This window comes from Paenibacillus sp. HJGM_3, from assembly GCF_045062745.1.
Taxonomy (GTDB): Bacteria; Bacillota; Bacilli; order Paenibacillales; family NBRC-103111; genus Paenibacillus_AA.
On record NZ_JBJGED010000008.1, the window covers coordinates 90,771 to 117,015 of the forward strand.

The following is a 26,245-nucleotide window of genomic DNA, read 5'->3' on the forward strand; positions in this document are numbered from 1 at the left end:
ACAGCCTATTCGATTTTACCTCTCGCGAGGGGATTCGTCAAAAGGGAACGCAGAAGAGGCTGGCCAGGATCCCTCCTGTACCAACCCCTTGAGTCGAACCGTATTATGCGTAATGGCAAGCCGTCCAGTGGCCGGACTTCGTCTCCACGAGCGGAGGCTCGACTTGGACGCATTTCTCGGAAGCAAGCGGGCAGCGCGTACGGAACGGACAGCCGCTCGGCGGGTTGACCGGGCTCGGCAAATCGCCGTGCAGCACGATGCGCTCGCGCGTCGCCTCGATCTCCGGGTCCGGAATCGGAATGGCCGACAGCAGCGCCTTCGTGTAAGGGTGTGTCGGGTTCGCGTACAATTCACTGCTCTCGGCCAGCTCCACCACTTTGCCGAGATACATGACCGCGACGCGGTCGCTGATGTGCTTCACCATCGACAAGTCATGGGCGATGAACAAGTACGTGAGTCCCATCTTGTCCTGCAGCTCTTGCAGCAGATTCACGACTTGCGCCTGAATCGAGACGTCGAGGGCCGAGATCGGCTCGTCGCAGATGATGAATTTCGGGTCGACCGCCAGCGCACGGGCAATCCCGATCCGCTGGCGCTGACCGCCCGAGAATTCGTGGGGGTACCGGGTTGCGTGATCCGGGTTCAGCCCGACGAGGTCGAGCAGCTCCTCGACGCGCTTCTTGCGCTCGGCTTTGCTGCCGACGAGCTTGTGCACGTCGAGCGCCTCCCCGATAATATCGGAGATCGTCATCCGTGGGTTGAGCGACGCATACGGGTCCTGGAAGATCATCTGCATCTCGCGGCGCAGCGCCTTCATCTTGGAGCCGGACAGCTTGTAGATGTCCGTGCCGCCGAATGTAACCGAACCGGCCGTCGGCTCGTACAGCCGCAAGATCGTGCGGCCGGCCGTCGACTTCCCGCAGCCGGACTCGCCTACGACCCCGAGCGTCTCGCCTTGCTTGATATCGAGATTAATATCGTTAACGGCTTTCAGCGTTTGGCCTTTGCCGATGTTGAAAAATTTTTTCAAGTTGCGGACTTCGATCAGATTGCTGCTCATTTGGCCACCTCCTGATGGGCGAGCGGATGCGCCATCCAGCAACGCGCCGTATGCGACTCGCTGAACCGAGTCTCATTCGGATCATTGTTCAGGCAAATCTCCATCGCTTCATCACAGCGTGCGCAGAAGGCGCAGCCGGCCGGCGGCTTGATCAGATCGGGCGGTGTCCCGAGAATCGGAATAAGCGGCTCGTCCTTCTTCTGGTCCAGACGGGGCACGGAACGGAGTAAGCCCCGGGTGTACGGGTGCTTCGGATTTTTGAAGATCTCCATCTTCGTGCCGCTCTCCACCACTTTCCCCGCATACATGACGATGACGCGATCGCACATGTCCGCCACGACGCCCAAGTCATGGGTGATCAGAATGATCGAGGTGCCCAGGTTTTTTTGCAAATCCTTCATCAGACGAAGAATTTGCGCCTGGATCGTCACGTCGAGTGCCGTCGTCGGTTCGTCCGCGATCAACAGGGACGGGTTGCACGCCAGAGCAATGGCGATCATCACCCGTTGCCGCATGCCGCCGGAGAATTCGTGCGGGTACTGCTTCACGCGCTCCTGCGGATTCGGAATGCCGACGAGACCGAGCATCTCGATGGCCCGCTTCGTCGCTTCCGCCTTCGACATGTTTTGGTGCTTGATCAGCCCTTCGGAAATTTGCTTGCCGACCGTCATCGTCGGGTTGAGCGAGGTCATCGGATCCTGGAAAATCATGCCGATGTCTTTCCCGCGAATCGCCTGCATCTCCTTCTCCGTCTTCTTCAGCAGGTCCTGGCCCATAAAGTTGACGGAACCGCCTTGGATCATGCTGGGCGGGGACGGAATGAGGCGCATGATCGATTGGGCGGTCACGCTCTTGCCGCAACCGGATTCACCGACAATGGCTACGGCTTCCCCTTTATTCACATGAAAGCTGACGCCGCGCACGGCTTTGACTTCGCCGCCGTACACGCGGAACGACACCTTCAAATCTTGTACGTCCAAAATTTTGTCCATAGCAGCTTCCTCCTTCCCAGTTTCGTGCCGAGCTTATTTTTTCATCTTCGGGTCGAATGCGTCGCGCAAGCCGTCCCCGAATACGTTAAAGGCAAACATGGTCAAACTGATCAAACCCGCAGGGAAGATCATCCGCCAAGGATAGACGTCCCACGCGGAGATGGCGTCCGAAATCATCGTACCCCAAGAGGCGGCAGGCGAGCTGACGCCGAGGCCCAGGAAACTCAGGAACGCTTCGGAGAAAATCGCCGACGGCACGGTCAGCGTCAAGGTAACGATGATCGGGCCGGATGCGTTCGGGATCAGATGGCGGAACAGGATACGCGGCATGCTGGCCCCGAGCGAGCGGGAAGCGAGCGCGTACTCCTGGTTCTTCAGCTGCATAATCTGACCGCGGACGATCCAGGACATATTGATCCATCCGGTGATCGTCAGCGCCAAAATAATCGTCGTCATACTCGGCTCGAACACGACGACCATGAGAATGACGATGAGCATATGCGGAATGGAGTACAGCACTTCGGAGAAGCGGCTCATCACTTCGTCCACGCGACCGCCGAAATACCCCATGATGCCGCCGTACAGCACGCCGATCAGCAGGTCGATGAGCGCCGCGAACAGACCGACGCGCAGCGAGATCGAAGCCCCCATCCATGTGCGGGCGAACATGTCGCGTCCCAGGTCGTCGGTACCGAACCAGTGCTCGGAGGAAGGCGGCAGGTTCGTCTGATCCAGATTGTTCGTCGCATAGTCGTGCGGCGTCATCATCTGGCCGAAGATCGCCATGAAGCTGAGCAGGATGAGGATTACCAGACCGACCATAGCGAGCCGGTTCGCTCTGAGCCGTCTCCACGCGTCCTGCCACGACGACAGGCTCGGCCGGACGATTTTGTCTCCAGCCTTCTCTTTGCGGTCCAGCTTGCGGAACTGCTCCGGCTTCAGGTCGCCTGCGCCGTGTTCAACCGTATAATCTGCCATTATGCCTTCTCCTTTCCGCCGGTCAGTTTAATGCGCGGGTCGACTAATACGTAAGCGACGTCCGTCAGGAAGCGCGCCGCCATCAGGATCGCCCCGTAGAAGAGCGTGAGTCCCATGATCAGCGTATAGTCCCGGTTCGACACGCTCTCCACGAAGTGCTTGCCGAGTCCCGGAATGCCGAAAATTTTCTCAATAACGACGGAACCGGTAATAACCCCGGTAGTGAGCGGGCCCAGATAAGTAACGACAGGCAGAATCGCATTGCGCAGCGCATGCTTGATGGTGATTGCGGTTCCGCTCAACCCTTTGGCCTTCGCCGTCTTGATGTAATCGGAGCTCATCACTTCCAGCATGTTGGAGCGCGTGAGACGGGCGATGAAGGCGATCGGCGAGAAGGCCAGGGCAAGCGAAGGCAGCACGTAGTCGGACGGATCGTTCAGCCCCGCTACGTCGAATAGATGCAGCTTGCTCGCGAAGACGAACTGCAGGAGCGTCGCCATGACGAAGCTAGGCACCGCAACGCCCAGCACCGCGATAATCATCGCCAGGTTGTCCATCAGGCGGCGATGGCGCAGGGCCGCGATTGTCCCAAGCGTCACGCCTACACATACCGAGACGATAATGGCGCACAGACCAAGGCGCAGCGAATTGCCGAAGGACCCTTCGACGATGCCGTTGACGGTGCGGCCTTGCCATTTCATCGAGACGCCGAGGTCGAGCGTAGCGATAGACTTGATGTAATTCCAGTATTGAACCATAACCGGCTTATCCAAGCCGTAGTAGGCCTTCAGGTTGGCCAATATCTCAGGAGACGGCATTTTCTCGGACATGAAAGGATCGCCGGGGATCGCCTTCATCAGGAAGAAGGTGGCCGTTGCCAATATGAACAAAGATATTAATACAAGGAGCAGTTTTCGCAGAACATAGCGAACCACCGCGGCACCTCCTACGTCTTCAATCCAAAGTTAACATAACTATTTTTATTGTAAACAAGTAGACTATTTCGTGTCCAATTGTATCATTTCCCAGCTTAAGTACCGGTAACCGCTTTAGTGCATCACCGTTTTACATGAAAAAAAGCTCGGGGTATACAGCTTTCCTATACCCCGAACCGATTGTTCTCACCTATTGGCTTTATTTCTTTTCGATGTAGCCTTTGGTGAAGTCGATATCGCCCTTGTAGTCGATAAATACGTTCTTCACGTACGGTTTTTGCGCCCAGATTCCCGTGTAGTAGTACACTGGAATAATCGGCATTTCGCTGACCATCAGCTTCTCGGCTTTCGCCATCGCTTCCATACGCTTCTTGTCGTCTTGAGTAGTCTGAGCTTCCTTCACAAGCTTGTCATACTCAGCGTTGGAATATTTCGAATTGTTGTTGCCGCCGCCTGTCATGAGCAGGTCAATGTAAGTCATCGGATCGTTGTAGTCCGCTCCCCAACCTGCGCGAGCGATCTGGAAGTTGCCGGTTTGACGGTTCTTGATGTACACACCGAACTCTTGGTTTTCCAGCTTGATGTCCGCGCCCAGGTTTTTCTTCCACATGTCTACGACCGCTTCGGCGATTTTCTTGTGCGCTTCGCTGGTGTTGTAGATCAAGGTTACTTGAGGCAGCTTGGTCAAACCTTTTTCTTTCAAGCCTTCTTCGAGCAATTTCTTAGCTTCGTTTACGTCTTCCTTGAAGTAGTCGTCTTTCACTTCTTCGCGGAACGTTTTCTTCTCGCCCTTGATCCCCGGAGGCACGAAGCCGAATGCCGGAATTTGATCGCCGAGCGTTACTTTCTCTACAATCGACTTGCGGTCGATCGCCATTGCGAACGCCTTGCGGATCTTGGCGTTGTCGAACGGAGCTTGCTTCGTGTTGAATTCATAATAGTACGACGAGGCGATCCCTTTCACTTGAAGACCGAAGTTTTTGTCGGCTTTCAAGGAAGGCAGCTTATCTACCGGAATTTCCCCAACCGGACGGCCGACCCAGTCGATCTCGCCGGAGTTGTACATTTGCAATTGCGTATTGGCGTCGTTCAAAATTTTCATATTCACGGTAGCCAGCTTGATGTCTTTGGCCCCGTAGTAGCTTTCGTTTTTCGCGAGTGTAATGGAGTCGTTGTGCTTCCACTCTTTGATCGTGAAGGCGCCGTTCGTCACCATCGTGTTAGCCTCAGCGGCGAACTTAGGCGTCGCTTTCACATGCTTCTCGTTCAGAGGGAAGTATGTGTAGAACGATACCAGACTGTCGAAGTAAGGAGTCGGAGCTTTCAACTCGACTTCCAGCGTATAATCGTCAACGGCTTTAACGCCGATTTGGTTCGCGTCCGTAATTTTCTTCGTGTTGTACTCTTCCGCGTTCTTGATGTAGTACAGCTGGTACGCATATGGAGCTGCGAATGCAGGATCCAGGGCGCGCTTCCAGGCGAAGACGAAGTCGCTGGCTTTTACAGGATCGCCGTTCGACCACTTAGCGTCTTTCCGAAGGTTGAACGTGTATTTCAGACCGTCCTTCGAAACTTCCCATTTCTCGGCGGCGGCCCCTTTGACTTCCCCGTTCTCGTCCTTCCTCGTCAATCCATCATAGATCGGGCGAAGCACCGTCGAAGAGTTATTGTCTTGCGCAAGACCCGGGTCGAGAGATGGCGGCTCAGAACCCAAAATCATACGAAACACTTGATCGCCGCCGGCACCGCTGCTCTTGCCGTCGTTGCCGCAGGCGGCCAGAACCATTCCCATAAGCAAGACGATGCTCATGAAAACGATTACACTTTTGTTGAACCCCTTAAACATGGCCTTTCCTCCTTAGTATGAAATTTTATTTCTCTCTAATCTTTCGCCATACGAAACTTAATATAGCGCGTCGACTTTCAAAAATACACGTACAATATTGATCAATTAGGGGGAAAATATTGATCTTATTGCTTATCATTTGATTTAATTTACAAAAATATGCACAATATTGGGTTGCGGATGCCTCTAGGAGCAAGTCGGAACAAATTAGAAAAGCTTCTGATCGAAGCCTTTCGAGGATGTGCATTCGTGCTTTAGTGGTAGCTTTTCTTGCAACACCAGAATTCTTGAGCTTACGCTCAAAACATATAAATTCTGGTGTTATCGAAAAGGGAGCCTTCCGGCTCCCTCGAAACGCTTTCAGTTTATTCCGTCGTTCTTACCCGTTCAATCGCGTGGGTCAGCTCGCGGTACACATCCGTCTCCACTTGCGCGCGGAGCTGCGTCTTGGCGAACATCTCGCCCCGCTGCGTGGAGACGTATTTGGGCGGGAGCTTATTCAAGGCGAGCGCCATAATGTCGTTGATATGCCGTTCCTCGAGCGACGCTAACTCAGGATTATGCGCGATCAAATCCCTTAAACAGTTTCTCACGATTTCTTCCATCATATTATGGATTGACATTCCAGCATCCCCTCTCGAATGAATGGATTAGACGTCGTTCAGCTTCACGATGAAGCCGATAATCATGAGCAGGAAATACACCGCGCTTAGCAACAGGAATCCAAGCCTCCACAGCAGCCTGACGATTTTCAAATGATTGATCTTGCCGCGCAGCCGATACTGATAATTCCCGATCAATCCATAGCCGATCAAGAAAAACAGCAGGATCATATAGAAGCCAAACGTGTTATGAAAAATCGTATGATACATGGAAGACACGGACCCGATCAGTAAAAACGTCGTTACATCCATCGCCAATTTGGTCGCTTTCCGGCTGTCCTTGAACCACAAATACACGATCAGCCAGAGCACGAAAAACCACAGAAACGGTACGATCGCGGTGATGGCATATAAATGGATCCAAAAATTCGTAAACGCATTCAGGTCGAGTCACCGCTTTCGTCATGCCAGTGAGAATGCCCCGGCGTTATTCGCCCGACTGCCGCTGCTTGGCCTCAATCGACTTAATGAGCCGGTACATCGTGCTGTTCGCCATCAACGTAAGCCCGTGCTTCCGTGCGGCCTGCAACAGCGCGCCGTTGACCCAGTCGATCTCGGTCGGACGGCCGGCGGTGACGTCCTGCAGCATCGAAGAAGCGTTGTTCGCCGTTCTGCGGCACACTTCGAGTACTTGCTCCCACAAGTCTTCTTGCAGACGAACGTTCTCCGCATGCGCCGCCTCCACTCCCTCTTCATAGAGGGAACGCATCAGCGGCATTAAAGGCTCCAGCTCGAGCAGGCGGCCGTTCGGCACTTGAAGCAACGCGGTCAGCGGATTGATGACGGCATTCACTAGCAATTTGTTCCAAGCTATCTCCCTCATGTTGTTCGACAAGGAAACCTCGAATCCTGCCATATGCAGCGCGGAGATCAGCTTTTTTTGCCGCTGCTCCGTCCCCTGCCGCTCTTCCGCCTCCCCCGGCTCGATCGCGCATCCGATGCGAGTCATGCCGAAGCCGGTGTGATGGATCTCGTTCAGGGAGTTCTTACGGGCTCCCTCCGTCGTCACCGCGGTATCCAGCCGGGAGGCCGGGATATGGTCCGCTAGTCGCTCGACGTGCCCGATCCCGTTCTGCCAGGCGAGCAGCCGGGTCCCACGGGCGCACCACTTGCCCAGGACCGTCATCAGCTCGTCGGTTAGATGCTGCTGCTTCACGGTAAGCAGGAGCCAGTCCGGCGCTTGTGCCGCTGCGGGAGCAAGCCGCTTCAGTTGCCGGAACGCGATGGCTTCAGGCCGGGCCACATATTCATTGTCGCCTTCGACCAGCCGCAGCCCCTCGTCCATGATCGCCCGAGCCTGCTCCTCCGAATGGGTGACGACCCGGACCGCCTGGCCCGCGAGCGCGAGCTTCGCAGCCAGCAGCATGCCGATCGACCCTGCTCCTACAACCCAAATGTTCATTGTTGCCTCCTGCCGATTACCATTTTCCCCATGATAGCACAAGTAACCCCACAAAGTGACGTTAGGCTTCGAAGCTTAGTCCCGGCGGAGCCCCTTTGCGGGGACCCCAATAAGCAAAAAAAGATCCTCGTGCCTGTCCAGGCCGGGATCTTCTCGTACCGCTATTCGATCCGTTCCAGATTGCCGTTCGCGTCCATCTTGAAGCGCGGCTTTTGCTCGTCCTCTTCTTCTACTAAAAAGGCCAGCTTTCTAGCTCGGTCCATAATTTGGATAAGCGCCTTGTAGTCGTCATTCACGACGCGGTAGTCGGTCTGCACCTCGCTCATTTCCCGGTTCAGCTTCTCCTTCTCCCGGCGGAGGTCATCCAGCTCCTCCTCTTTCTCGCGAAGGTCTTTCTCCAGTGTCTTGATTTGACGCGTCATGTCTTGATAGGTTCCTTTCCATTGACGCAAAAACCGGATTACGGCGTCGATGGAGATCGATTCTTCGGTTAACGCGTCGCTCTTGTAAGCGTGAACCGCATCGGCCGTTTCGAGCGTTGCGATCGCGGCGACGTTCGCACCGCCCGCATGTTTTTTATACTGGCTTCTCTTTTGACGCTGGGCTTTGGCGATCGAGATGGCCGCTTCGTATTTTTTGCGTACGCAGCTGTTCCACCTGAAACCGCAAGCCGCCGACGTCCTCCCGATCTTGTCTCCGACTTCTTCGAAAGCCGCTAGCTGAGTACTGCCTTCCCGTATATGGCGCAGCGTGACTTCGGCCAAAATTAGATCGTCTTCTTCACTCCAGGCATCCTGTCTGATTGCTGTCATGCCTACAACCTCCCAACAAACTTATAAAGTTGCCACTGTTTTATCTCTATGCCCATAGTAGAGTTCATAGAATCTATTTGATACTATTTGGTATTACCATTTTTTTTGACGCTCATACATGCTCATCCCCAAAATGGAGAGACTAACTAAAAAGTTTGATATTTCGTCACGCTTCGCAGTTTACACGTACAAGTCGGAACGGTATAATGGCAATAGTTATGTTCGACCGTTGCGACAGAGAGGGGGATTACATCGTGGCACGCATGTTCAGAGTGTTGGGGTTTTGGACGCTTGCGATCGGGCTCATGGCTTTGGCCGGCGGCATGCAGGAGATGGCGCTGCTGTTCTTCTTCCAGACCGCAGCTTTCGTAATTTTGGGCTATATGAACTTGTCCGAACGCGCCTACATATTGATTTTCTGGGGATACTTGATCCTGTCCTTCACAGGATTCACGTATTGGTCGTTCTTCCAAATGTCCGTATAACTCAGTCCTGTTCGACACACGAGGAAAAAGGTGAAACGCCCGGCTGTCCGTCAGCCCGCGTCTCACCTTTTATTTTTGTAAAAGTCTCGGGGCCCCCCGCAAAGTACTTGGAATATGCTTCGAAGGTGCGCTTCACTTTGTGGGGAATTGGATCAAAACTTTGAACAGCTCGCTCATCTGATCGCTCAGCAGCAGCTGGCGGATGGCCCGGTTCGCGCGCGCTTCGGGGCTGAACGGATCGCGTCCGTCATGCGCCTGCAGCTGATCCAGGATTCCGTTCTCGACCAGGAAGGCTCGCTGCGTCTGGAGCGTCCACTGGGTCAGCCCGGCTTCGATTCCCGCCTGAATGCACGCAGAGAAGTTCACATGAGCGGTCATATCCTGTTCGCCGATGTGGACGTACGGGTCGTCGTGGGCTTGATGCTTGCGATAGCACATGAGCGTCCCTCGCATCCGGTGAGGGCCGTACAGCTCATCCGCCGTATCGCCGTAATCGATCGTGATAAGGCCCCCGGGGTTCAAGCGCTCCGCAACCGAACGAATCCATGAGGCAGCGTCCGTGTTCAGCTCGAACAGCTGGCCTTCGCGCTCGGGCAATCCGTAGGCGCGTATGGCGTCGAGCAGTTGCCGCTCCGTGATCGGCGCGTACACCTCCTCCAGCCGCTCGCGGCTCGGGTCCCAACGGACGAATAGCTCCTCGAAACGGCCTTGGGCATAACGGAGCCGATGGACCGGGAACGCATCCAACAGCTCGTTCGAGCATACGATAGTAGGAATCGCAGACGACTCGGCGAGCCATTCCTCCGGGGTCCGGAATCGGACGCGCTCATGCTTGCGAAGCGCATCCTGCTGCAGGGTGCGATGATAAGGACTTCGCTCCACGAGCGTGTATGTCAGACGGGCATACGGAGCCGGAGCTTCCTGCCGCAAGCAGTCCAGCATATGCAGGGCGAGCCGGCCGTTCCCGCCGCCCCACTCCGCGATCTGCCACGGGCCGTCCGCCCAGCCTTCTTGCTGCAGCAGCTTTCGGATCGCCGCCGCGAGCGTCCGCCCCATCATCGGTCCCACGGAAGAGCTGGTGTAGAAGTCCCCATCTTTGCCGATCTTGACCGTAGAGCGATGATAGTAGCCGTATTGTTCGTCGTACAAGCAATACGCCATATAGGATTTGAAGGAGATTTGGCGGTCCGGACTACCCTCGATCAACCGGATAAGCTTGCTTTTGCTTTCGGTGTTATTTTGCATCGGCATTCCACTTCCACTTATAATGTAAAATATTCATTCTACCAGGAGGGAGACTTGACTGCGATGAAACGATCCCCATTCATTCGCTGGCTGACCGCCGCAGCAGCAGGCACCCTTGCTTTGCTCGCATTCGTCGGACTGGCCGGGTGCACGGATCGCGACGGCAAACAGGCGAAGGAAGAGGCGCTTCAGGCGCTCCGGCAGCAAGCCGGCCTGCAAAGCTATACGTTCGAAGGCCGCGCGACGCTGCAGCTCGGCGAGACGTTCGCCATCGCCCCGGGCAATCCGCTGACCGGTGCGTTGATCGGCTCGCTCGCCACGTCCACTCTTGGCTGGACGGGTACCGCGGCCGTCTCCCCGCCCCGGCTCGAGGCGAAGCTGAACATTGCCCCAAAGGCCGGAGCCCCGTTGCCGGAAATGCCCATTCTGCTCAAGGATAACAAATTGTACTTGCAGATACCATATTTGAACCCGAAAAACGAATACTTGTCGATGGATGTAAGCCGCCAAGCATCGGGACTGGCCCAGTCGTCGCAATCGTTCGCCAAGCTGGCGGAGACGCTCATCCAGGGTATTGACGCCAAATGGTTCAAGTCCGAGGCCCCGACGTCCGCGGAGTCTGCCGCCGGCGTGAAGGCCTGGTACACCGTGGCCTTCGTCGATTCGAACGTCAAGGCGATCTCGGATGCGCTGCAGCGCAGCTTGACCGAAGGAGCGGCTCGGCTGCAGGATAGCGGACTGCTTCCTGCGCCCCAAGCCGATGCGCTTAAGGCATCGCTTAGCCGGAAGCAGGTGAAGGTCCAGCCGCCGGGCCGTATCCGGCTCGCGGTCGGCCCGGACGGTTTCGTGCAGGAGCTCGCGCTCGATCTGAGCTATGTGCTGGAGGAGGCCGGCCAATCGGGACCGGTTCAGTCGCTGCAGCTCACCAACAAGTGGGGGCATCGGAATGAGACGCCCGTCTTCACCCAAGACGTGCCCGCCCAAGCGAAGCCGCTCGATCAGCTGCTGAACCTGTTCGGCTCCCCGGCCAAGGCTCCGGTGAAGTGAAGTCGGCCTTCGTGAGTTGTACGGCCCTTTGGGATGATTTCTAGGCATGTTTCCCCGTCCGCTTCGATACATTAAGTACGGAGAGGACGTGGGACAAACGATGGGGACATGGTTTCGACTGATCCTTGCCGTCTTTTTACTCGGCAGCCCTGCGTTTCTTCCCGGCAGCCCCGCCGCGGCGGAAACGAACCAGGCGAAGGACGAGACGCAAGCGCTGCTGGAGAAAGGACTCACGCTGCATGAATTGGACCGGGAGATCGACCGGTTGAACGAGAAGGAACGAGGCCTCGTGGCGCAAATGGCCGACGCCGAGCGGAGTCTCGCCGAGCTGTCCGCCAGGATCGAGACCCAGAACGATCGGGTCAAGCGGCTGCTGCAGACAACATACACCGGCGATCGGATGCCCTCCTGGATGGCGCTCCTCTCCGCACGAACTTGGAAGGACGCTCTCTACGTCTTCGAGCAGCTGAAGCTGATTGCCGAGCGCGACCGCGCCGCGCTGTCGCAATACACCGCCGCTCACCGGGAGAAAGCCGAGGTGAGCGCCGGTCTCGAGCAGGCGGAGCTCGAGCTGCGCTCGACGCGCACCCGCTACGAAGACCAGCGCCGGACGATGACGGCGCTGCAGGAGGAAGTGGCGCGCAAGCTGGCGCAGCTGCCGCAGAAGGAAGAGCTCGCCCGGCAGATGAGCGAGCTGAATCAGAGCTGGGAGACCAAGGGACTCCCGCTGTTCAAGCAATATTTCAAGGCGCTGTCGGAGACGATGCAGAAGCTGCCGGAGCTCGTCGCCAGCACGCCGAGTTCGCTTACGATCAAAGGGTTCACCTACACGTTCCAAATCCGCGACAGCGAGCTGAACGCGTTCATCCACGCCCGCAGCCCGACGCTTCAGCAACTGAACTTCTCCTTCGGCGACGGTACGCTGACCGCGAGCGGCCGGGAGGGAGACGTCTCGGTGTCGATCACCGGCGCGTACGAATTGGAGACGAAGCCGAAGAATGCGATCCGGTTCCATATCCGCGAGATCGTGTACAACGGCTACAAGCTGCCTCCCTCTACGATGCAGACACTTGAGTCGGGCAGCGATTTAAGCTTTTATCCGAGTAAGCTGGCTTCATTTCTACAAGCGACCGATCTGACGGTCAAAAACCGGACGCTTTCCGTGACGCTCAAAATGAGCTTCTAGCTTGAACGAGGGGGACCTGCGGGCGCAGTGACGGCGCCGGGGTCCCCTTTGTCCCATAGCTGCATCGTTTGCTCCAGCATCGCCTTCCAGGCGAGCTCGCCCCTGCGCAGCTTCTGCAGCCCCTCCTCAAGCAGCAAAAGCTGCCGGTTCTGGAGCGGCGGGAGCGGCGCGCCTTCTTCCTTGTCGAGGAATGGGGTCACGAGCTGGACGGCCGCATCGTTCCGGATGCCCCCGATCGCATAGCTGTTCATAACGGTGGGCAGCCGATGGCCCTCGTTCCAGAACTTGACGCTAGAGGCTGCGTTCGTCAGCTCCCGGATCAACTCGAACGCTTCCTTCGGATAACGGGTGTGCGAGGTGATTACGAAGCTGCGGCCGGCGAGCCAGCCGCTCTTCCAGACCGCCTCCCCTTTGGGCAGAGGGAGGGCGGACAGGACGAGCCCGTCCGCCGCATGCTGCTTGTACGCCGACAGCGTCGTCAGCATGCCGAGCATCGTACCCTGCTGCAGGCGCTCCCATGGCTTCCAGGAAGGGCTGCCGCTCAGGGGGAACAAGCTGCCGGTTCCGTTCGCGTCCGGGAACAGCGACTCGAGCGCCTTGACGGCAGCTGGCTCGGTTAGCTTGACCAGACCGGCCTTCCCCTGCGCCTTTGCCCCTCCGAACGCCTGGGTTAGGGCTACTATGGAATCGGGATCCTCGAGATCGGCGTATAATCCGAGCTTCCCGTCATTCAACTTCATGGACGCCGTATGTAGAGAGAGCAATTCCTCGCTCTGGGCCGGAGGCTTGTCCGTACCGAGCTCCTGCAGCCGCTTCGCGCTATACACGACGACCGGGAGGTCGAGATCCTTCGGAACGCCCCACGTATACCCGTTCCACTTCACTTGGTTCACCATAGGCTGGAGCTGCTGAGACATTTGATCACTCGTCAACAGTGAGTCGACCGGGGTCAAGTAGCCAAGCGCCGCGAACTCCGTCACCCAGCGGTTGTCCAAGAGAAGCACGTCGGCGGATTCGCCGAGCTGGGCCGCCTTCTTCCAGCTCGCGTAAGCGGCGGACGGCGACACCAAGTCCAGTTTGAGGCTGAGCTCGGCATGAATCGACTGGTACTGTTGCTTCAGCTGGTTCAGAACGGCGTATTCGTCCGCGTCCATCGCCACCTGGATCGTAATTTCTTTGGTGCCTGCCAGGGGCTCCGGAACCGGCTCGGCGGGGTGGCGGTTCGGTTTCGGATCGGTAACGAACATGGCGTCATTGAATACGTTTCCAACCCCGAACACTAGAAGCATCGAAAGACCTACCATCGTAGCAAGCACCCATAGCCGTTTGCCGTGCAATCGATTCGCCTCCTTCGTGCCGTCTAGTACCAAAGTCTCAGGCTGTTAAGTCTATGATATAGGATTTCGCCCCATTCGGGAACCCTTAATTATGGTAAGATGATCGGGAGATCTCTTACATCATGTTCACCATGGAGGAGCTTATGCGAAAATATGCAATCGATATGCGCCTGCCGGACGGCAAGCGCCCGGGTTACTACGCGCAATTGGTCAAGGCGCTGGCCAGCGTCCCCCTCTACGACCGGGACAAAGAGACGCTGATCGCGGCCGATGAGACGGGGGCCGACGCCGTAAAGGCGCTGCTCGAAGAATATCGGATCGAGTATGACGAGCTCCTGCTGCTGGAGCTGCCGCAGCAAGCCGAAGTGACGCCGGCGTTCCCGGACTACGGCTTCGAGAGCCGCGGGGGCCGAAGGTACTTGTTCGCCCATCTAACCGCTCTGTTCCGTCTCGTAGGTAAGACGGCCGACCCGGCGTCGCGGCAAGCGGCGCTGCTGCAGATGGACGAGCACCTGATCGCCCGCATCGAAGCGGAAGACGTCTCTGGCACCCTGTACGCCGTGGATGCGTCGCTCCTCGACCTGATGCGCGGCATCGCGCGAGCCTACGAGTGCGCAATCGAACCTGTTGACGCGGAGGGCTGACCCAGCCCGATGCGATCGGCGGGCTACAGCCACCGGCGAAGATAAGCGAGCGTCTCTTCCCGCATCTCGCCGGTCTCTTCGTGGGTTACGTCGTAACGGCTCATCGTCCACGCTTCCGGAACCCCGGCCGCGGCATACGCCTCCTTGACCTGCCGGTCGACCCGATCCAGGCCTGGAGCCGGTGTGAGCGAATCCCGGTCGCCGGCCTGACACAGGTGCGGCCTAGGAATAATGAGCTCTTGAATGTCGGCGGTCGTGAAATGCGTCAACAAATCCGGGACGTAATAATACAAGCCGTGCAAGTCCAGTCCCTCGGCCTCGATCAGCGCCTGATAATCGGTCATGCAGCAAATGTCGACCGTGACCCGGACTCTCGGATCGAGCGCCGCCAGCCAGAACGCCATCGTGCTGCCCATGGACATGCCAATCGTCCCGATGCGGGACGGATCCACGTCTGGTCGGCCGGCCGCGTAATCTAGCGCCCGCAGGCTGTCGTACAGCATCATGCCGAGCATGGAGCGTCCGTGCCACAGCATTTCCTTGAAGATCGCAGATTCCTTGCGCCCGCTCCGCTCGCCGAACCCCCAAGCATCGATCGCCAGGACACAATAGCCTTCCCGAGTCAACGCTTCCCCGTAATAGGGAGCGTGCAAGTATGGTGCGCCGACGAACAGCTCTTCCTTGCCGACCGTATAACGTCCGCCATGGGAATGATGGTAGACGACGAGCGGATGCGGCCCGTCTTCGCGCTTCGGCCGGAGGAAGTAAGCGGGCACCGGCTGTTCGCCGTTCAGCTCGAGCGTTAGCCGCTCTACATAACATGACGGCCGTTCCTCTACCGAAACAAGATCGACCCCAATCGGCCGGTTCCGATCCGGCAGCCGGCCCAGCAAGGCGTACAGCAGCTCTCTTCGTCCGGTGACCCCGCTATTAGCGTTACGATTCGATTCCATCCTTCAACCTCTCTTCCACTCTGAACGTGTTTTTAAGAACAATCCATCTGCGGATCGACCGCCGGGTCCCCGGTGCCGTTCCGGTATTCCGACGGCGTACAGCCGTGCCATCGCTTGAACTGTTTGGAGAAATATAGCGAATCCGCAAAGCCTACCGAGGAAGCAACCTGCTCCACCGTCAAGTCATCCAGCAGGAGCACCTTCGCCCTGTCCATCCGGATTTTGAGCAAATATTGCATCGGGGACTGGCCGGTCGCTTGCTTGAACAGCTTCGTCAGATGCGTCCGGTGGTACCCGAGCGATTGCGCCAGATGCTGGATCGAGACCGGCTGAGCATACTGGAGCGTCAACCAACGGATCGCCCGCTCGACGAGCTCGTCGCTCGGGTTGTGAACCGCACGGCCGGCGGCAACGGGTGCCCGCTCCTGCCGTACATAGCCGGAGAGCACGAGACGCAGCAGCCCCCCGCTCTCGAGATCGCAGCCGGCGTCCGCACGTGCAAGCGTCTGCTCGAGGCGATGGAGCTGGGCGGAAGTCCGCCGCGGCTCACCGGGCTGCGCTACGGGATGCTCCGGCGAAAGGCCGAGTTCGCTCAGCAGCTGGCTGGCCATCGTCCCTTTGAACGCGATCCACCGGTACTTCCAAGGCTCCTGTGCGTCCGAGTCATACCGGATGAGCTCCCCGGGGAAAATGACGAAGCTTTGCCCCGCCTCTACCGAATATTGCTTCCCCCGGCACTGGAATGTGCCTCGCCCGGAAACCACGTGATGGATTAAATAGTAGTCTCTTACTTGCGGCCCCACCTGATGATTCGGCATCGTCTGTTCATGACCGGCGAATAACACGACCAGCTCGCCCCGGCCCGGGAACGGATGGATCACGACCGAATACGTGGATGAATTCATTGATCTAGTTCCCCCGCTTCTATTTCTCTGCTGACCCTTATAGCCATCGTAGCAAAAAAACTACATTTGTCCATATGCGCGTTGCATAAATCCATATGTCGGAATCGCCAAACGAATTATAGTTAGAGCGTAACCACCATACACGGGGAGTGGATGAAAGCATGAATAAAATTACGTTTATCGGGGCGGGCAGTACGGTCTTCGCGAAAAATGTACTGGGAGATACGATGCTCACCCCAGCGCTGCAGGATTTCGAGCTGGCGCTGTTCGACATCGATCCGGAGCGGCTCGCCGATTCCGAGAAAATGCTGCTGAACCTGCAAGCGACCAGCGGCAGCAAATGCCAAATCAAAGCTTATTCCGATCGCAAGGAAGCGCTCCGCGGCGCCAAGTACGTCATCAACGCCATTCAAGTCGGCGGCTACGATCCGTGTACGATTACGGACTTTGAGATCCCGAAGAAATTCGGCCTGCGTCAGACGATCGCCGATACGATCGGAATCGGCGGGATCTTCCGCAACCTGCGTACAATTCCGGTCATGTTGGATTTCGCGCGCGATATGCAGGAAGTGTGTCCGGACGCCTGGTTCCTGAACTATACGAACCCGATGGCCGTTCTGACGAACGCCATGAACACGCTGGGCGGCATCAAGACCGTAGGGCTGTGCCATAGCGTGCAGGTGTGCGTCTCCCACCTGTTCCGCCAGCTCGACATCGATACGACCGGCGTGAAGAGCAAAATTGCCGGGATCAACCATATGGCCTGGCTGCTCGAAGTGACGAAGGACGGTGTCGACCTGTATCCGGAGATCAAGCGCCGCGCCCTCGAGAAACAAAAGGAGAAGCACCGCGACATGGTCCGCTTCGAGCTGATGTTCAAGTTCGGCTACTACGTGACCGAGTCGTCCGAGCATAACGCCGAGTACCATCCGTACTTCATCAAGCGGAACTACCCGGAGCTGATCGAGAACCTGAACATTCCGCTCGACGAGTATCCGCGCCGCTGCATCAACCAAATTGCGCGTTGGAAGACGATGCGCGAAGAGATCGTGAACAACAACAACTTGACGCATGAGCGCTCCCACGAGTACGCATCCCGGATCATGGAGGCGATGGAGACGAACGTGCCGTTCAAGATCGGCGGCAACGTCATGAACACCGGCCTGATCACGAACTTGCCGAAGGAAGCGTGCGTCGAAGTGCCTTGCTTCGTCGACGCGAACGGCGTTACGCCGACATACGTCGGCGACCTGCCTCCGCAGCTGGCCGCGCTGAACCGCACGAACATCAACACGCAGCTGTTGACGCTGGAAGCGGCGCGTACGCTCAAGAAGGAGCACATCTACCACGCCGCCCTGCTGGATCCGCATACATCGGCTGAGCTGTCGATGGACGACATCGTGGCGATGTGCGACGCCATGATCGAAGCTCACGGCAGCTGGCTGCCGAAGTTCAGCTAAGTGTCTGGCACCTCGCAAGTACACGAAGAACAACCCCTCGGAGGCCTATGGCCCTCGAGGGGTTGTCCTGTTTATAGTGACGATGACGGGCTTACCGGCTGAGCAGCTCCACAATCAGGATGCAATTGCGCAGGATGTGATACGGATCCTTCACCGGCAGCGCGACAACCTTCGTGAGCGGCACACCGGCCCGGTCCCGGATCTGGATCCACTCGCCCACCTCCCGGTCCGGATTCGGGAACGTGTCGAACGTATAGGCATGCGTACGCTCGTATAGCTCAAGCAGCTCGTCGTCCCCGGTCAGCTCGTAGCCGAGCAGCAGCGTGTAGAGCGCTTCCGAATGCGCCCACCACAGCTTCGTGTCCCACGTCTCGACGATGTTACGCTCGAACCCGTCGCCGATCTCGCGCCCCTGCGGCGGGCCTCCGTCGCGGTCGACATAGTGGAGCAGCCCGCCGTGCTCCGCGTCCCAGCCGAGCTCGAACGCCCGCTTCGTCACCCGCACCGTCTGCCGGATCGCCTCCATCCGGCCGCCGATCCGGTTCGCCTCCGTCATGGCGAACCACATGCATTCGATCGTATGGCCCGGATTCAGGTGGCGGGCCATGACCGTATCCGCGAGCCGCTCGTCGGTCGCGATCAGCTCCGCCACGGTTCCGTCTGGCTGGACGAACCGGGTGAGGATCGTGTCCAAGCGTGCGACCGCCGCCTGGCGCACTTCCTGCGCGCGGGCGTGGCCCGCGGCTTCGAGCGCCGCGGCGAGCTCCTGCGCGACGTTCAGCATGATCATCGGCACGCTATGGGCGGTAAGACCGGCCGGGATCGGATACGGCTCGCTGCGCTGTGTGTTCGTCGCGAGCCGCCGCTCGATCGAGTCGTAGCGCTCGAGCGCCCAGGCCAGCGTGTCCCCGTCCCCGCTCACGCGGGCGTATTCGCTCGCGCCCATCACGACGAAGCAATCGGCGAAGAAGCTCGTGTCGTAGCCTTGCCCCGGAACCGGCTCTAAGGGCACGCCCTCTTCCGTCAGCAGGAACGCGCAGTTGCCGTTATCCAGCACCGCATGATCGCGGAGGAACCGGACCGCTTGCCCGGCCTGACGCAAGAAGACGTCCGCGTCTCCGTCGAGCAGGCCCTCCCGGCAACATGCCGCGAGACGCGACCAGAGCCAGACATACCTGCCCTGCGACCACGTATACTTGTTCCGGTTCACCTGGGTCCGCCCGTCATTCGAATAGCACGTGAACACCCCTCCGTGCCTCTCATCCACCGCTCTCCGCCAGAACGGGAGCATTTGATTCTGAATGTGCTCTTTGTACATCTTTAAAAGCTCGGTTCTTTTCTGCGTCGACAACATTGTAGTCGATATCCTCCCTTACTCTCCCCCACACGCTGAGCTGTCAATTCTCCCTGAACCAGGGAGTGGAAAGTGAAAAGCTTTTCTCCTCGAAAGAGGGAGTGGAAAGTGAAAAAGAGACCCCCGGCGAGTTTTGGCTTGAAGCCCCTACCACATGTACTCCTTCAATCAAAGGGGCTTCAAACAAGATGTTTGAGCAAAAGGGGGGCCTTTTTCACTTGGAACGGCTCGGACTTTTCACTTGGAACGGCGGTTTCATTTTTCGATAGGCTCAGTAACCCTACAATAAATCCGCCGCCAACTGAGCCAAATGAGACCGCTCGCCGCGCTCCAGATTGATGTGGCCGCTCAGCGCCTGATTTTTGAACCGCTCGACCACATAAGTGAGCCCGTTGCTCGACGAGTCCAAGTACGGATGGTCGATCTGTTCGGGGTCGCCGACCAGCACGATTTTACTGCCTTCGCCCACCCGGGAGACGATCGTCTTCACCTCGTGCTTCGACAAGTTCTGGGCTTCGTCAATGATGATGAACTGCCCCGGAATCGAGCGTCCGCGAATGTACGTGAGCGCCTCGACCTGGATGCTGCCCATCCCCGCCAGGATCTTCTCGATATCGCCCGGCTTCTTCGTATCGAACAGAAACTCCAGGTTGTCGTAGATCGGCTGCATCCAAGGACGGAGCTTCTCATCCTTCTCGCCCGGCAAATAGCCGATATCTTTGCCCATCGGCACGACCGGTCTCGCGATCAGCAGCTTCTTGTATTTATGTTCGTCCTCGATCTTCATAAGTCCTGCCGCCAGCGTGAGCAACGTTTTGCCCGTACCGGCCTTCCCGGTCAGTGTCACGAGCGGAATGTCGTCGTTCAGCAGCAGCTCGAGCGCCATACGCTGCTGGACGTTGCGCGCCCCGATGCCCCAGATCGGCTCGTTGCTTAGGTAGAGCGGCTCCAGCTTCTTCTTGTCGGCGCTAACCTTCAAGAGCGCGGACTTCGACGTGCCGAGCTCATCCTTCATGATGACGAATTCATGGGGGTGAAGCTCATAGCTCAAGTTCAGGCTGGACACCGGCAGGAAGCGGGCGTTGTAAAACGTATCGATAATCCCCGGATGCACATGGAGCGTCAAATACCCCGGGTACATTTCGTTCAACGTTACGATACGGTCGGTCAAATAATCTTCCGCGTTCAAGCCGAGCACATCCGCCTTGATCCGGACGAGCGTATCCTTGCTCACGAGCGTGACCGGCCGCGGTGAATCCTTGTGCTGCTCTTCCACATGATAATTCAAGGCGACAGCGAGAATTCGGTTATCGCTTGTAATTTCGCCGAATACCTCTTGCATCTTCATGAAGCTGCGATGGTTCAGCTCCACCTTCAAGCGGCCGCCGGAATCCAATTCGATGCCGTCGTACAGCCTTCCCTTTGCCCGCAACCCGTCGAGCAGCCTGGAGACATAGCGCGCGTTCCGGCCGATTTCGTCGGCGTTCCGCTTCTTCGAGTCGATTTCTTCCAACACGATCGCAGGGATGATCACCTCATTGTCCTCAAAGGCAAAAATAGCGTTCGGATCTTGGAGCAGCACATTGGTATCCAATACGTAAATTTTTCTCATTTGAGATTCCTCCCCGGCTTGGTGTCAGCGATTGTACATATTTGCAACTGCCTGCGGCCAAACTAACGAATGAGAATCAGGAACAAGATGAGGAGTGCGATTAGAATGCGATATTGGATTGTCATGGTACTAATGGTCTCCCTGCTGGCCGGCTGCTCCAAGAACAAAGGCGCGGCCCCGGCGGAGGATTGGGGGAATAATGGTCCGGACACGGGACGCAACGTCAAGGTGCAGCAGACCGTTCCCGATAAGCCGCAAATCACGAACAAAACCGAAGTAAGAGACCGTCTGGAGAAGCTAGCGGCCAGCATTCCGCAAGTGCATGGCGCCAAATGCGTCGTCCTCGGCAATACGGCCATCGTCGGGATCGATGTCGACCCGACTCTGGATCGCTCCAGAGTGGACGTCATCAAATATTCCGTAGCGGAAGCGCTGCGCAAAGATCCCTATGGCGTACATGCGTTCGTCACTGCCGACCTGGGGCTTCGCGGACGTATTCAGGAGATGCGGGATGACATCGCCCGCGGACGCCCGATCGCCGGCTTCGCGGAGGAAGTGGCCGATATCATCGGGCGGATTACCCCGCAGCTGCCGAAGACGATTACGCCGGAGTACAACAAGCCGGCCGAGACGGAAGACCGCCAAAAGCTGAACAATAAAACCGAGTGATGGACAACCCTTCATAAGACGCAAAAAGCCCAGTTCTACGGAACTAGGCTTTTTTCATGGCGGCGAACACTTGGCTGTCGAGCTTGGCAGCCGCGCGCGCGTCGTATGTTTTCTCATATTCCGGCTCGACGGAGAGGCGCGCTCCATAAAACATCACATCGCGCACCGCGTCTACGTGCACCTCGAGGCACGCCAGCTTGAACGGCACGCCGTCCAGCGCCTCCGCCACGGTCTGAGCTTGGCCCGATACCGCGTAGACCGAGCCGTCCGCGAACACGGTGAGTGTGGCGTTCGGATTCGCTTGCAGATTGCCGACTAGCCGTGAACGTTGATCAAGGGCGAATCGAACGCGACTTGGCGAGACGGCGGTCACCCAGGAAATGGCATTCGTACTGGGCGCTCCGGTATCGGCGTCAATCGTGCTCAGAAGCGCGAGCTTTTCTTGATGAAAATGGTGCAGCAGTTGCTCCGACAAAGCAGGTACCGGTTCGGCCATACTTTCATCCTCCTGAATCTCTTGACGGCATGGGGACTTGCGGCAGCTTATCCCCATTATAGCATTCCCGTGGCCAAGCCACCATAGACAGACCCCGTACCGGTTCGTCCGCCTAGGGGCGGCTCTCCTGCAAAGTGTCGCGAAGGGCGGCTTGCGCGGCCTTAAGTTCTTCATTTTTCAGGATGACGTACGGGCTTTGCCAGTCTCCTTCCAAATGAATATAGTTTATTTTATCGCGGTCGATCCCGATATATGTCCCCAGGAACGTTTTGATTTGGACCGAAGGGATATCCGTCTGCACGCTCTCGGCCGCCGACTCGATCACTTGACCGAGCTTGAGCACGCCTTCGACCGATTTCAGCTTCCCGACCATCCGGTCGATGACTTGCTGCTGGCGCTCGTTGCGCTCCATGTCGTTCGATTCGGCGGTGCCGCAATTCGACTTGCGGTAGCGGACGAAATCGAGCGTCTTCTTCCCGTCAAGCGGCTGCACGCCCTTGCGCAGCTTGATATTCGTCCCGTCAAACTTGTCGACATAGCACATATCCATATCCACATCGATCGTCAAGCCTCCGAGCTTGTCGATCACGTCCTCGAACCCTTGGAAGTTGATGATGGCCATGTAATCGATCTTCACGTTCAAGTAACGGCCGAACAGCTCCTTCGTCTTGGTCTGCGCGGTTTTTTTGTCGGCCGCCACGTAGTTCGCATAAAACGCGTTTGCCTTATTCGTTTTCACGCCGCTCAGCTTCACCTGGGTGTCTCTTGGAATCGAGACCAAGGTCGCTTTTTGGGTATTCGGATTCATCGAAGCAACCATGATGACGTCGGTATTGAGGCTGCCGGTCTCTGACCGCGTATCCGTCCCTAGCAGCAAAATCGTGAGCGGCTTGGATTTGGCCGATTGGTCCGGAGCGACCGGCGCGTTCGTACCTACGTGATCGATCGCCTGATTGATTTGCCAGTACAAGTATCCGGCATACCCGAGCGCCCCGAGTACGAGTATAAGGATAAGGACGAAAAACGATTTCAGCCAGCCTCTGGAGACGGGCTTCGGCCGTCGGGGCGGCAAGGGCGCGTGCGCATCGGGGCCGACACCAGGAACCGGGCTCATAGCGGCGTCCCCCTTTCCTTATTCGTTGTATTTGGGATTCGATTCTATGTCGTTCAGCAGTTGCTCCGCCAGCTCCCGGTCGAACTTCTCTGTACTTGTCCGGCCTTCCAGCTCATAGTGCACCACATAATAGCGATCCGTAGTCTCATAAACGGTGAAGCGGCTCAGCTTGTGGTCTTCGGTCAGGATCGTTACGAAAAAATCCCGGGTCTCCACGGCAGCCCCATCGTCCGGCCGAGCGTCGGACACAATCTTCATCTGCAGCCAATTGTACAGAGCGTCTCGCAGCTTCATCTCTATGTATCCTCCCGGATTAAAATGATACGTTTCCCTTGGCCGAGCCATCGTCTCATGGCGGTTAACCACGGTTCGCTGATGACGCTAAGCCCAAGGCCGGCGGCCCCCGTACCGAATGTCTCCAAGTGACCGAGTGCTTCCTTCGGCTCCAGGAGACGCTCCGTCATCGCTTCGCCGCAAGACGACAGCCCGAAGAACGGTCCGTCGAAGCGGATCGGATCGGCGCCTGCTAATGAAAAAGGGATCCGGTCCAGCCCGCAGGCGGCCGGGTCGGCGGCTTCAGCGGACGGATGCGGATCCCCAGGGAGCATGCTCGCCTTGAAGAGCGGAAGCAGGCGGGGATGGAGCTGCCGGAGCGCCTCGCGCCACTCGTCGAGCTCGGCGGACGATTCGCAGCGAATCCGTCCTGCGCCGAGCACGAATGGTGTAAGCGAATCGATCGGCGTCAGCCAGTAGGCCATCCCTATCGCGCCTCCTTGTTGTCCTGCCGCTTCTGCCGGGCTTCGACCCAATAGCGGACGCGCACCATGAACATGAGCGCGACCGCCACGAGCAGGCAGAGCAGAATCGGCAAGTCGAGGTCGACTTGGAACATAAGCAGGATCAGCGCGCCCACGGCCATCAGCAAGTAGACGATTGCCGCCTTCAAGATCGGCAGCCGGCGGGTGCGGAACACTTTATTGTAAATATAGACGAGAAACACATAAATGAGAATGTAGGTGATCCACAGATGTTCGGCGAGCCACGCTTGCATGGGCTCTCCACCTCCCCTGCCCGAATGTGTCCGGGTTATACGGTCGCCTCCGCCATCTTCCGGTGCTTCTCCGCGCGTTCGCGGTCGTTCTTGTTCAGAATCTTCTTCCGGAGGCGGATCGACTTCGGCGTCACTTCGCAGTATTCGTCGTCGTTCAAATATTCCAGCGCCTGCTCGAGCGAGTACGTGCGCGGCGTCTTGATCTTCACCGTCTCATCCTTGCTGGAGGCGCGCATGTTCGTCAGCTGCTTCTCCTTGCAGATGTTCACGACGATGTCGTTGTCGCGCGTATGCTCGCCCACGACCATGCCTTCGTACACTTCCGTACCCGGATGGACGAACAGGATGCCCCGGTCTTCGATCGACAAAATCCCGTATGCGGTAGCCGTTCCCGTCTCCATCGAGACGAGCACGCCCTGATGACGGCCGCCAACGCCGCTGCCCGCGTAAGGGCCGTAGCTGTCGAACGCATGGTTCATCACGCCGTATCCGCGTGTCAAGGTGAGGAAGTACGTGCCGTACCCGATGAGTCCGCGAGCCGGGATGAGGAATTCCAGCCGGACTTGGCCCATGCCGTTGTTCGTCATATTGATCATCTCGGCCTTGCGTGTACCAAGACTCTCCATGACGGCGCCCATGCTGTCTTCCGGCACGTCAATGAGCAGCCGCTCGAGCGGCTCCATCTTGACGCCGTCGATCTCTTTGATGATGACTTCCGGCTTCGACACTTGCAGCTCGAACCCTTCGCGGCGCATGGTCTCGATCAGAATGCCGAGATGCAGCTCCCCGCGGCCGGATACGATGAAGGCGTCCGGGCTGTCGGTCTCGTCGACGCGCAAGCTCACGTCGGTCTCGAGCTCCTTGAACAGCCGCTCGCGCAGCTTGCGGGACGTCACCCACTTGCCCTCCTTGCCGGCGAACGGACTGTTGTTCACGAGGAACGTCATCTGCAGCGTCGGCTCATCGATCTTCAATACCGGCAGCGCCTCAGGGTGAGCCGGATCGGCGATCGTCTCGCCGATGTTGATCTCCTTGATGCCGGATACCGCGACAATGTCGCCCGCGCCGGCCTCCTCGATCTCCACTCGCTTCAAGCCCTGGAAGCCGAACAGCTTCTCGATGCGGCCTGTCTTCGTCGCGCCATCGCGCGTCATGACGGCCACCGACTGGCCCTGGCGAATGATCCCGCGATTGACACGGCCGATCCCGATGCGCCCCAGGTAGTCATTGTAGTCCATCAGCGTCACGAGGAATTGGAGCGGCTGCTCCGGATCTTCCGTCGGATGCGGAATGTGGCTCACGATCATCTCATAAAGAGCTTCCATGTTCTCATCTTGCTTCTCAGGATCGGAGCTCGACGTCCCCATCAGGGCAGACGCATAGACGACCGGGAAGTCGAGCTGGTCGTCGTTCGCGCCGAGCTCGATGAAGAGCTCGAGCACCTCGTCCACGACTTCAGCCGGACGGGCATTCGGACGGTCGATCTTGTTCAAGACGACGATCGGCGTCAAGTTCTGCTCGAGCGCCTTGCGCAGCACGAACTTCGTTTGCGGCATGCAGCCCTCGAACGCGTCTACGACGAGCAAGACGCCGTCCACCATCTTCATGATGCGCTCGACTTCGCCGCCGAAGTCGGCATGGCCGGGGGTATCCACGATGTTGATCAAGTAGTCTTTATAATGAATGGCGGTGTTTTTGGCTAAAATCGTAATGCCGCGCTCGCGCTCCAAGTCGTTCGAGTCCATGGCGCGTTCCTGCACATGCTCGTTCTCCCGGAACGTACCCGATTGTTGAAGCAGCTTGTCGACCAACGTCGTCTTGCCATGGTCGACGTGGGCGATAATCGCGATGTTGCGAATGTTTTGTCTGGAATGCATAATTTCAATCCTCTCAGTAAGGGCTTCGAAGCGTATGGGGCTTCATAAAAGAAGCGCCGGACAATGCGCCGACGCTTGACATACAACTATTATTGTACTCTCTCCGGCCGGATAACGCAAGTC

At 57.7% G+C, this 26,245-nt stretch carries 27 protein-coding genes; 6 read left to right on the forward strand and 21 right to left on the reverse strand.

The features are described 5' to 3' along the window. Nucleotides 1-103 precede the first annotated feature (103 nt). The 9 genes from ACI5FR_RS11360 to ACI5FR_RS11400 form a co-directional block, all read right to left on the reverse strand. Nucleotides 104-1,060, reverse strand: coding sequence for an ABC transporter ATP-binding protein (locus ACI5FR_RS11360; RefSeq protein WP_405454469.1), 957 nt, complete (start codon nucleotides 1,058-1,060; stop codon nucleotides 104-106). Further along, the gene (locus ACI5FR_RS11365) at nucleotides 1,057-2,052 is read right to left on the reverse strand and encodes an ABC transporter ATP-binding protein (RefSeq protein WP_405454470.1); all 996 of its coding nucleotides are present in this window, start codon (nucleotides 2,050-2,052) and stop codon (nucleotides 1,057-1,059) included. Before ACI5FR_RS11365 ends, ACI5FR_RS11360 begins: the two co-directional genes overlap by 4 nt. Nucleotides 2,053-2,085: 33 nt before the next feature. Then, nucleotides 2,086-3,030, reverse strand: a complete 945-nt coding sequence (locus tag ACI5FR_RS11370; protein WP_405454472.1) for an ABC transporter permease — start codon at nucleotides 3,028-3,030, stop codon at nucleotides 2,086-2,088. Further along, nucleotides 3,030-3,965, reverse strand: coding sequence for an ABC transporter permease (locus ACI5FR_RS11375; protein ID WP_405454474.1), 936 nt, complete (start codon nucleotides 3,963-3,965; stop codon nucleotides 3,030-3,032). The genes ACI5FR_RS11370 and ACI5FR_RS11375 overlap by 1 nt, the downstream gene beginning before the upstream one ends. A gap of 199 nt (nucleotides 3,966-4,164) precedes the next feature. Next, nucleotides 4,165-5,811: a peptide ABC transporter substrate-binding protein gene (locus tag ACI5FR_RS11380; RefSeq protein ID WP_405454476.1), complete on the reverse strand. Its 1,647-nt coding sequence runs from the start codon at nucleotides 5,809-5,811 to the stop codon at nucleotides 4,165-4,167. Between the two features lie 365 nt (nucleotides 5,812-6,176). Beyond that, complete coding sequence (locus ACI5FR_RS11385; protein WP_405454478.1) at nucleotides 6,177-6,434, reverse strand: late competence development ComFB family protein; 258 nt, start codon at nucleotides 6,432-6,434, stop codon at nucleotides 6,177-6,179. 27 nt (nucleotides 6,435-6,461) lie between these two features. Next, nucleotides 6,462-6,857 carry a DUF3397 family protein gene (locus ACI5FR_RS11390; RefSeq protein ID WP_405454728.1) on the reverse strand — a complete coding sequence of 132 codons (396 nt, stop codon included), beginning with the start codon at nucleotides 6,855-6,857 and terminating at the stop codon, nucleotides 6,462-6,464. 43 nt (nucleotides 6,858-6,900) lie between these two features. Next, nucleotides 6,901-7,875 (reverse strand): ketopantoate reductase family protein, encoded by a 975-nt coding sequence (locus ACI5FR_RS11395; protein WP_405454480.1) that lies wholly within the window; start codon nucleotides 7,873-7,875, stop codon nucleotides 6,901-6,903. Between the two features lie 161 nt (nucleotides 7,876-8,036). Further along, nucleotides 8,037-8,687: an RsfA family transcriptional regulator gene (locus tag ACI5FR_RS11400; RefSeq protein WP_405454482.1), complete on the reverse strand. Its 651-nt coding sequence runs from the start codon at nucleotides 8,685-8,687 to the stop codon at nucleotides 8,037-8,039. Nucleotides 8,688-8,941: 254 nt separating this feature from the next. On the opposite strand from ACI5FR_RS11400, the gene ACI5FR_RS11405 reads away from it, so the two are divergent. Further along, nucleotides 8,942-9,172 carry a DUF2626 domain-containing protein gene (locus tag ACI5FR_RS11405; RefSeq protein ID WP_405454484.1) on the forward strand — a complete coding sequence of 77 codons (231 nt, stop codon included), beginning with the start codon at nucleotides 8,942-8,944 and terminating at the stop codon, nucleotides 9,170-9,172. A 132-nt stretch (nucleotides 9,173-9,304) separates the two neighbouring features. Here the strand turns inward: ACI5FR_RS11405 and ACI5FR_RS11410 are convergent, their stop codons facing one another. Further along, complete coding sequence (locus ACI5FR_RS11410) at nucleotides 9,305-10,417, reverse strand: class I SAM-dependent methyltransferase (protein WP_405454485.1); 1,113 nt, start codon at nucleotides 10,415-10,417, stop codon at nucleotides 9,305-9,307. Between the two features lie 63 nt (nucleotides 10,418-10,480). Here ACI5FR_RS11410 and ACI5FR_RS11415 point away from each other — a divergent pair, with 63 nt between their 5' ends. Next, nucleotides 10,481-11,464: a hypothetical protein gene (locus tag ACI5FR_RS11415; protein WP_405454487.1), complete on the forward strand. Its 984-nt coding sequence runs from the start codon at nucleotides 10,481-10,483 to the stop codon at nucleotides 11,462-11,464. A gap of 100 nt (nucleotides 11,465-11,564) precedes the next feature. Then, nucleotides 11,565-12,650 (forward strand): hypothetical protein, encoded by a 1,086-nt coding sequence (locus ACI5FR_RS11420; protein ID WP_405454488.1) that lies wholly within the window; start codon nucleotides 11,565-11,567, stop codon nucleotides 12,648-12,650. On the opposite strand, the gene ACI5FR_RS11425 is transcribed toward ACI5FR_RS11420, so the two are convergent. Further along, nucleotides 12,647-13,987: an extracellular solute-binding protein gene (locus ACI5FR_RS11425; RefSeq protein ID WP_405454490.1), complete on the reverse strand. Its 1,341-nt coding sequence runs from the start codon at nucleotides 13,985-13,987 to the stop codon at nucleotides 12,647-12,649. The two genes, ACI5FR_RS11420 and ACI5FR_RS11425, sit on opposite strands and share 4 nt — an antisense overlap. 143 nt (nucleotides 13,988-14,130) lie before the next feature. On the opposite strand from ACI5FR_RS11425, the gene ACI5FR_RS11430 reads away from it, so the two are divergent. Further along, nucleotides 14,131-14,631 (forward strand): hypothetical protein, encoded by a 501-nt coding sequence (locus ACI5FR_RS11430; protein WP_405454492.1) that lies wholly within the window; start codon nucleotides 14,131-14,133, stop codon nucleotides 14,629-14,631. A 23-nt stretch (nucleotides 14,632-14,654) separates the two neighbouring features. Here ACI5FR_RS11430 and ACI5FR_RS11435 read toward each other — a convergent pair whose 3' ends face one another. Beyond that, nucleotides 14,655-15,584, reverse strand: coding sequence for a dienelactone hydrolase family protein (locus ACI5FR_RS11435; protein ID WP_405454494.1), 930 nt, complete (start codon nucleotides 15,582-15,584; stop codon nucleotides 14,655-14,657). Nucleotides 15,585-15,616: 32 nt separating this feature from the next. Next, on the reverse strand, nucleotides 15,617-16,489 hold the full coding sequence (locus tag ACI5FR_RS11440) for an AraC family transcriptional regulator (protein WP_405454496.1): 873 nt from the start codon (nucleotides 16,487-16,489) through the stop codon (nucleotides 15,617-15,619). A gap of 161 nt (nucleotides 16,490-16,650) precedes the next feature. Between ACI5FR_RS11440 and melA the strand changes: the two genes are divergently transcribed. Then, nucleotides 16,651-17,949: an alpha-glucosidase/alpha-galactosidase gene (gene melA / locus ACI5FR_RS11445; protein ID WP_405454498.1), complete on the forward strand. Its 1,299-nt coding sequence runs from the start codon at nucleotides 16,651-16,653 to the stop codon at nucleotides 17,947-17,949. A gap of 91 nt (nucleotides 17,950-18,040) precedes the next feature. On the opposite strand, the gene ACI5FR_RS11450 is transcribed toward melA, so the two are convergent. Both ACI5FR_RS11450 and ACI5FR_RS11455 read right to left on the reverse strand, forming a co-directional pair. Next, entirely contained in the window at nucleotides 18,041-19,303 is a 1,263-nt protein-coding gene (locus ACI5FR_RS11450) for an AGE family epimerase/isomerase (protein WP_405454499.1), read from the reverse strand. A gap of 280 nt (nucleotides 19,304-19,583) precedes the next feature. After that, nucleotides 19,584-20,915, reverse strand: coding sequence for a PhoH family protein (locus ACI5FR_RS11455; RefSeq protein ID WP_405454501.1), 1,332 nt, complete (start codon nucleotides 20,913-20,915; stop codon nucleotides 19,584-19,586). Between the two features lie 105 nt (nucleotides 20,916-21,020). Here ACI5FR_RS11455 and ACI5FR_RS11460 point away from each other — a divergent pair, with 105 nt between their 5' ends. Beyond that, on the forward strand, nucleotides 21,021-21,584 hold the full coding sequence (locus ACI5FR_RS11460) for a YhcN/YlaJ family sporulation lipoprotein (protein ID WP_405454503.1): 564 nt from the start codon (nucleotides 21,021-21,023) through the stop codon (nucleotides 21,582-21,584). A gap of 43 nt (nucleotides 21,585-21,627) precedes the next feature. Here the strand turns inward: ACI5FR_RS11460 and ACI5FR_RS11465 are convergent, their stop codons facing one another. From ACI5FR_RS11465 to typA, 6 genes are all read right to left on the reverse strand, one after another. Continuing rightward, entirely contained in the window at nucleotides 21,628-22,080 is a 453-nt protein-coding gene (locus ACI5FR_RS11465) for a pyridoxamine 5'-phosphate oxidase family protein (RefSeq protein WP_405454504.1), read from the reverse strand. A 112-nt stretch (nucleotides 22,081-22,192) separates the two neighbouring features. Next, nucleotides 22,193-23,194 carry an LCP family glycopolymer transferase gene (locus ACI5FR_RS11470; RefSeq protein WP_405454506.1) on the reverse strand — a complete coding sequence of 334 codons (1,002 nt, stop codon included), beginning with the start codon at nucleotides 23,192-23,194 and terminating at the stop codon, nucleotides 22,193-22,195. 18 nt (nucleotides 23,195-23,212) lie between these two features. Beyond that, complete coding sequence (locus ACI5FR_RS11475) at nucleotides 23,213-23,488, reverse strand: hypothetical protein (protein ID WP_405454508.1); 276 nt, start codon at nucleotides 23,486-23,488, stop codon at nucleotides 23,213-23,215. Between the two features lie 2 nt (nucleotides 23,489-23,490). Then, nucleotides 23,491-23,952: a hypothetical protein gene (locus ACI5FR_RS11480; RefSeq protein WP_405454510.1), complete on the reverse strand. Its 462-nt coding sequence runs from the start codon at nucleotides 23,950-23,952 to the stop codon at nucleotides 23,491-23,493. Nucleotides 23,953-23,954: 2 nt separating this feature from the next. Beyond that, nucleotides 23,955-24,245, reverse strand: coding sequence for a YlaH-like family protein (locus tag ACI5FR_RS11485; RefSeq protein WP_405454512.1), 291 nt, complete (start codon nucleotides 24,243-24,245; stop codon nucleotides 23,955-23,957). Nucleotides 24,246-24,280: 35 nt separating this feature from the next. After that, nucleotides 24,281-26,122 carry a translational GTPase TypA gene (gene typA, locus ACI5FR_RS11490; protein WP_405454514.1) on the reverse strand — a complete coding sequence of 614 codons (1,842 nt, stop codon included), beginning with the start codon at nucleotides 26,120-26,122 and terminating at the stop codon, nucleotides 24,281-24,283. Nucleotides 26,123-26,245 lie beyond the last annotated feature (123 nt).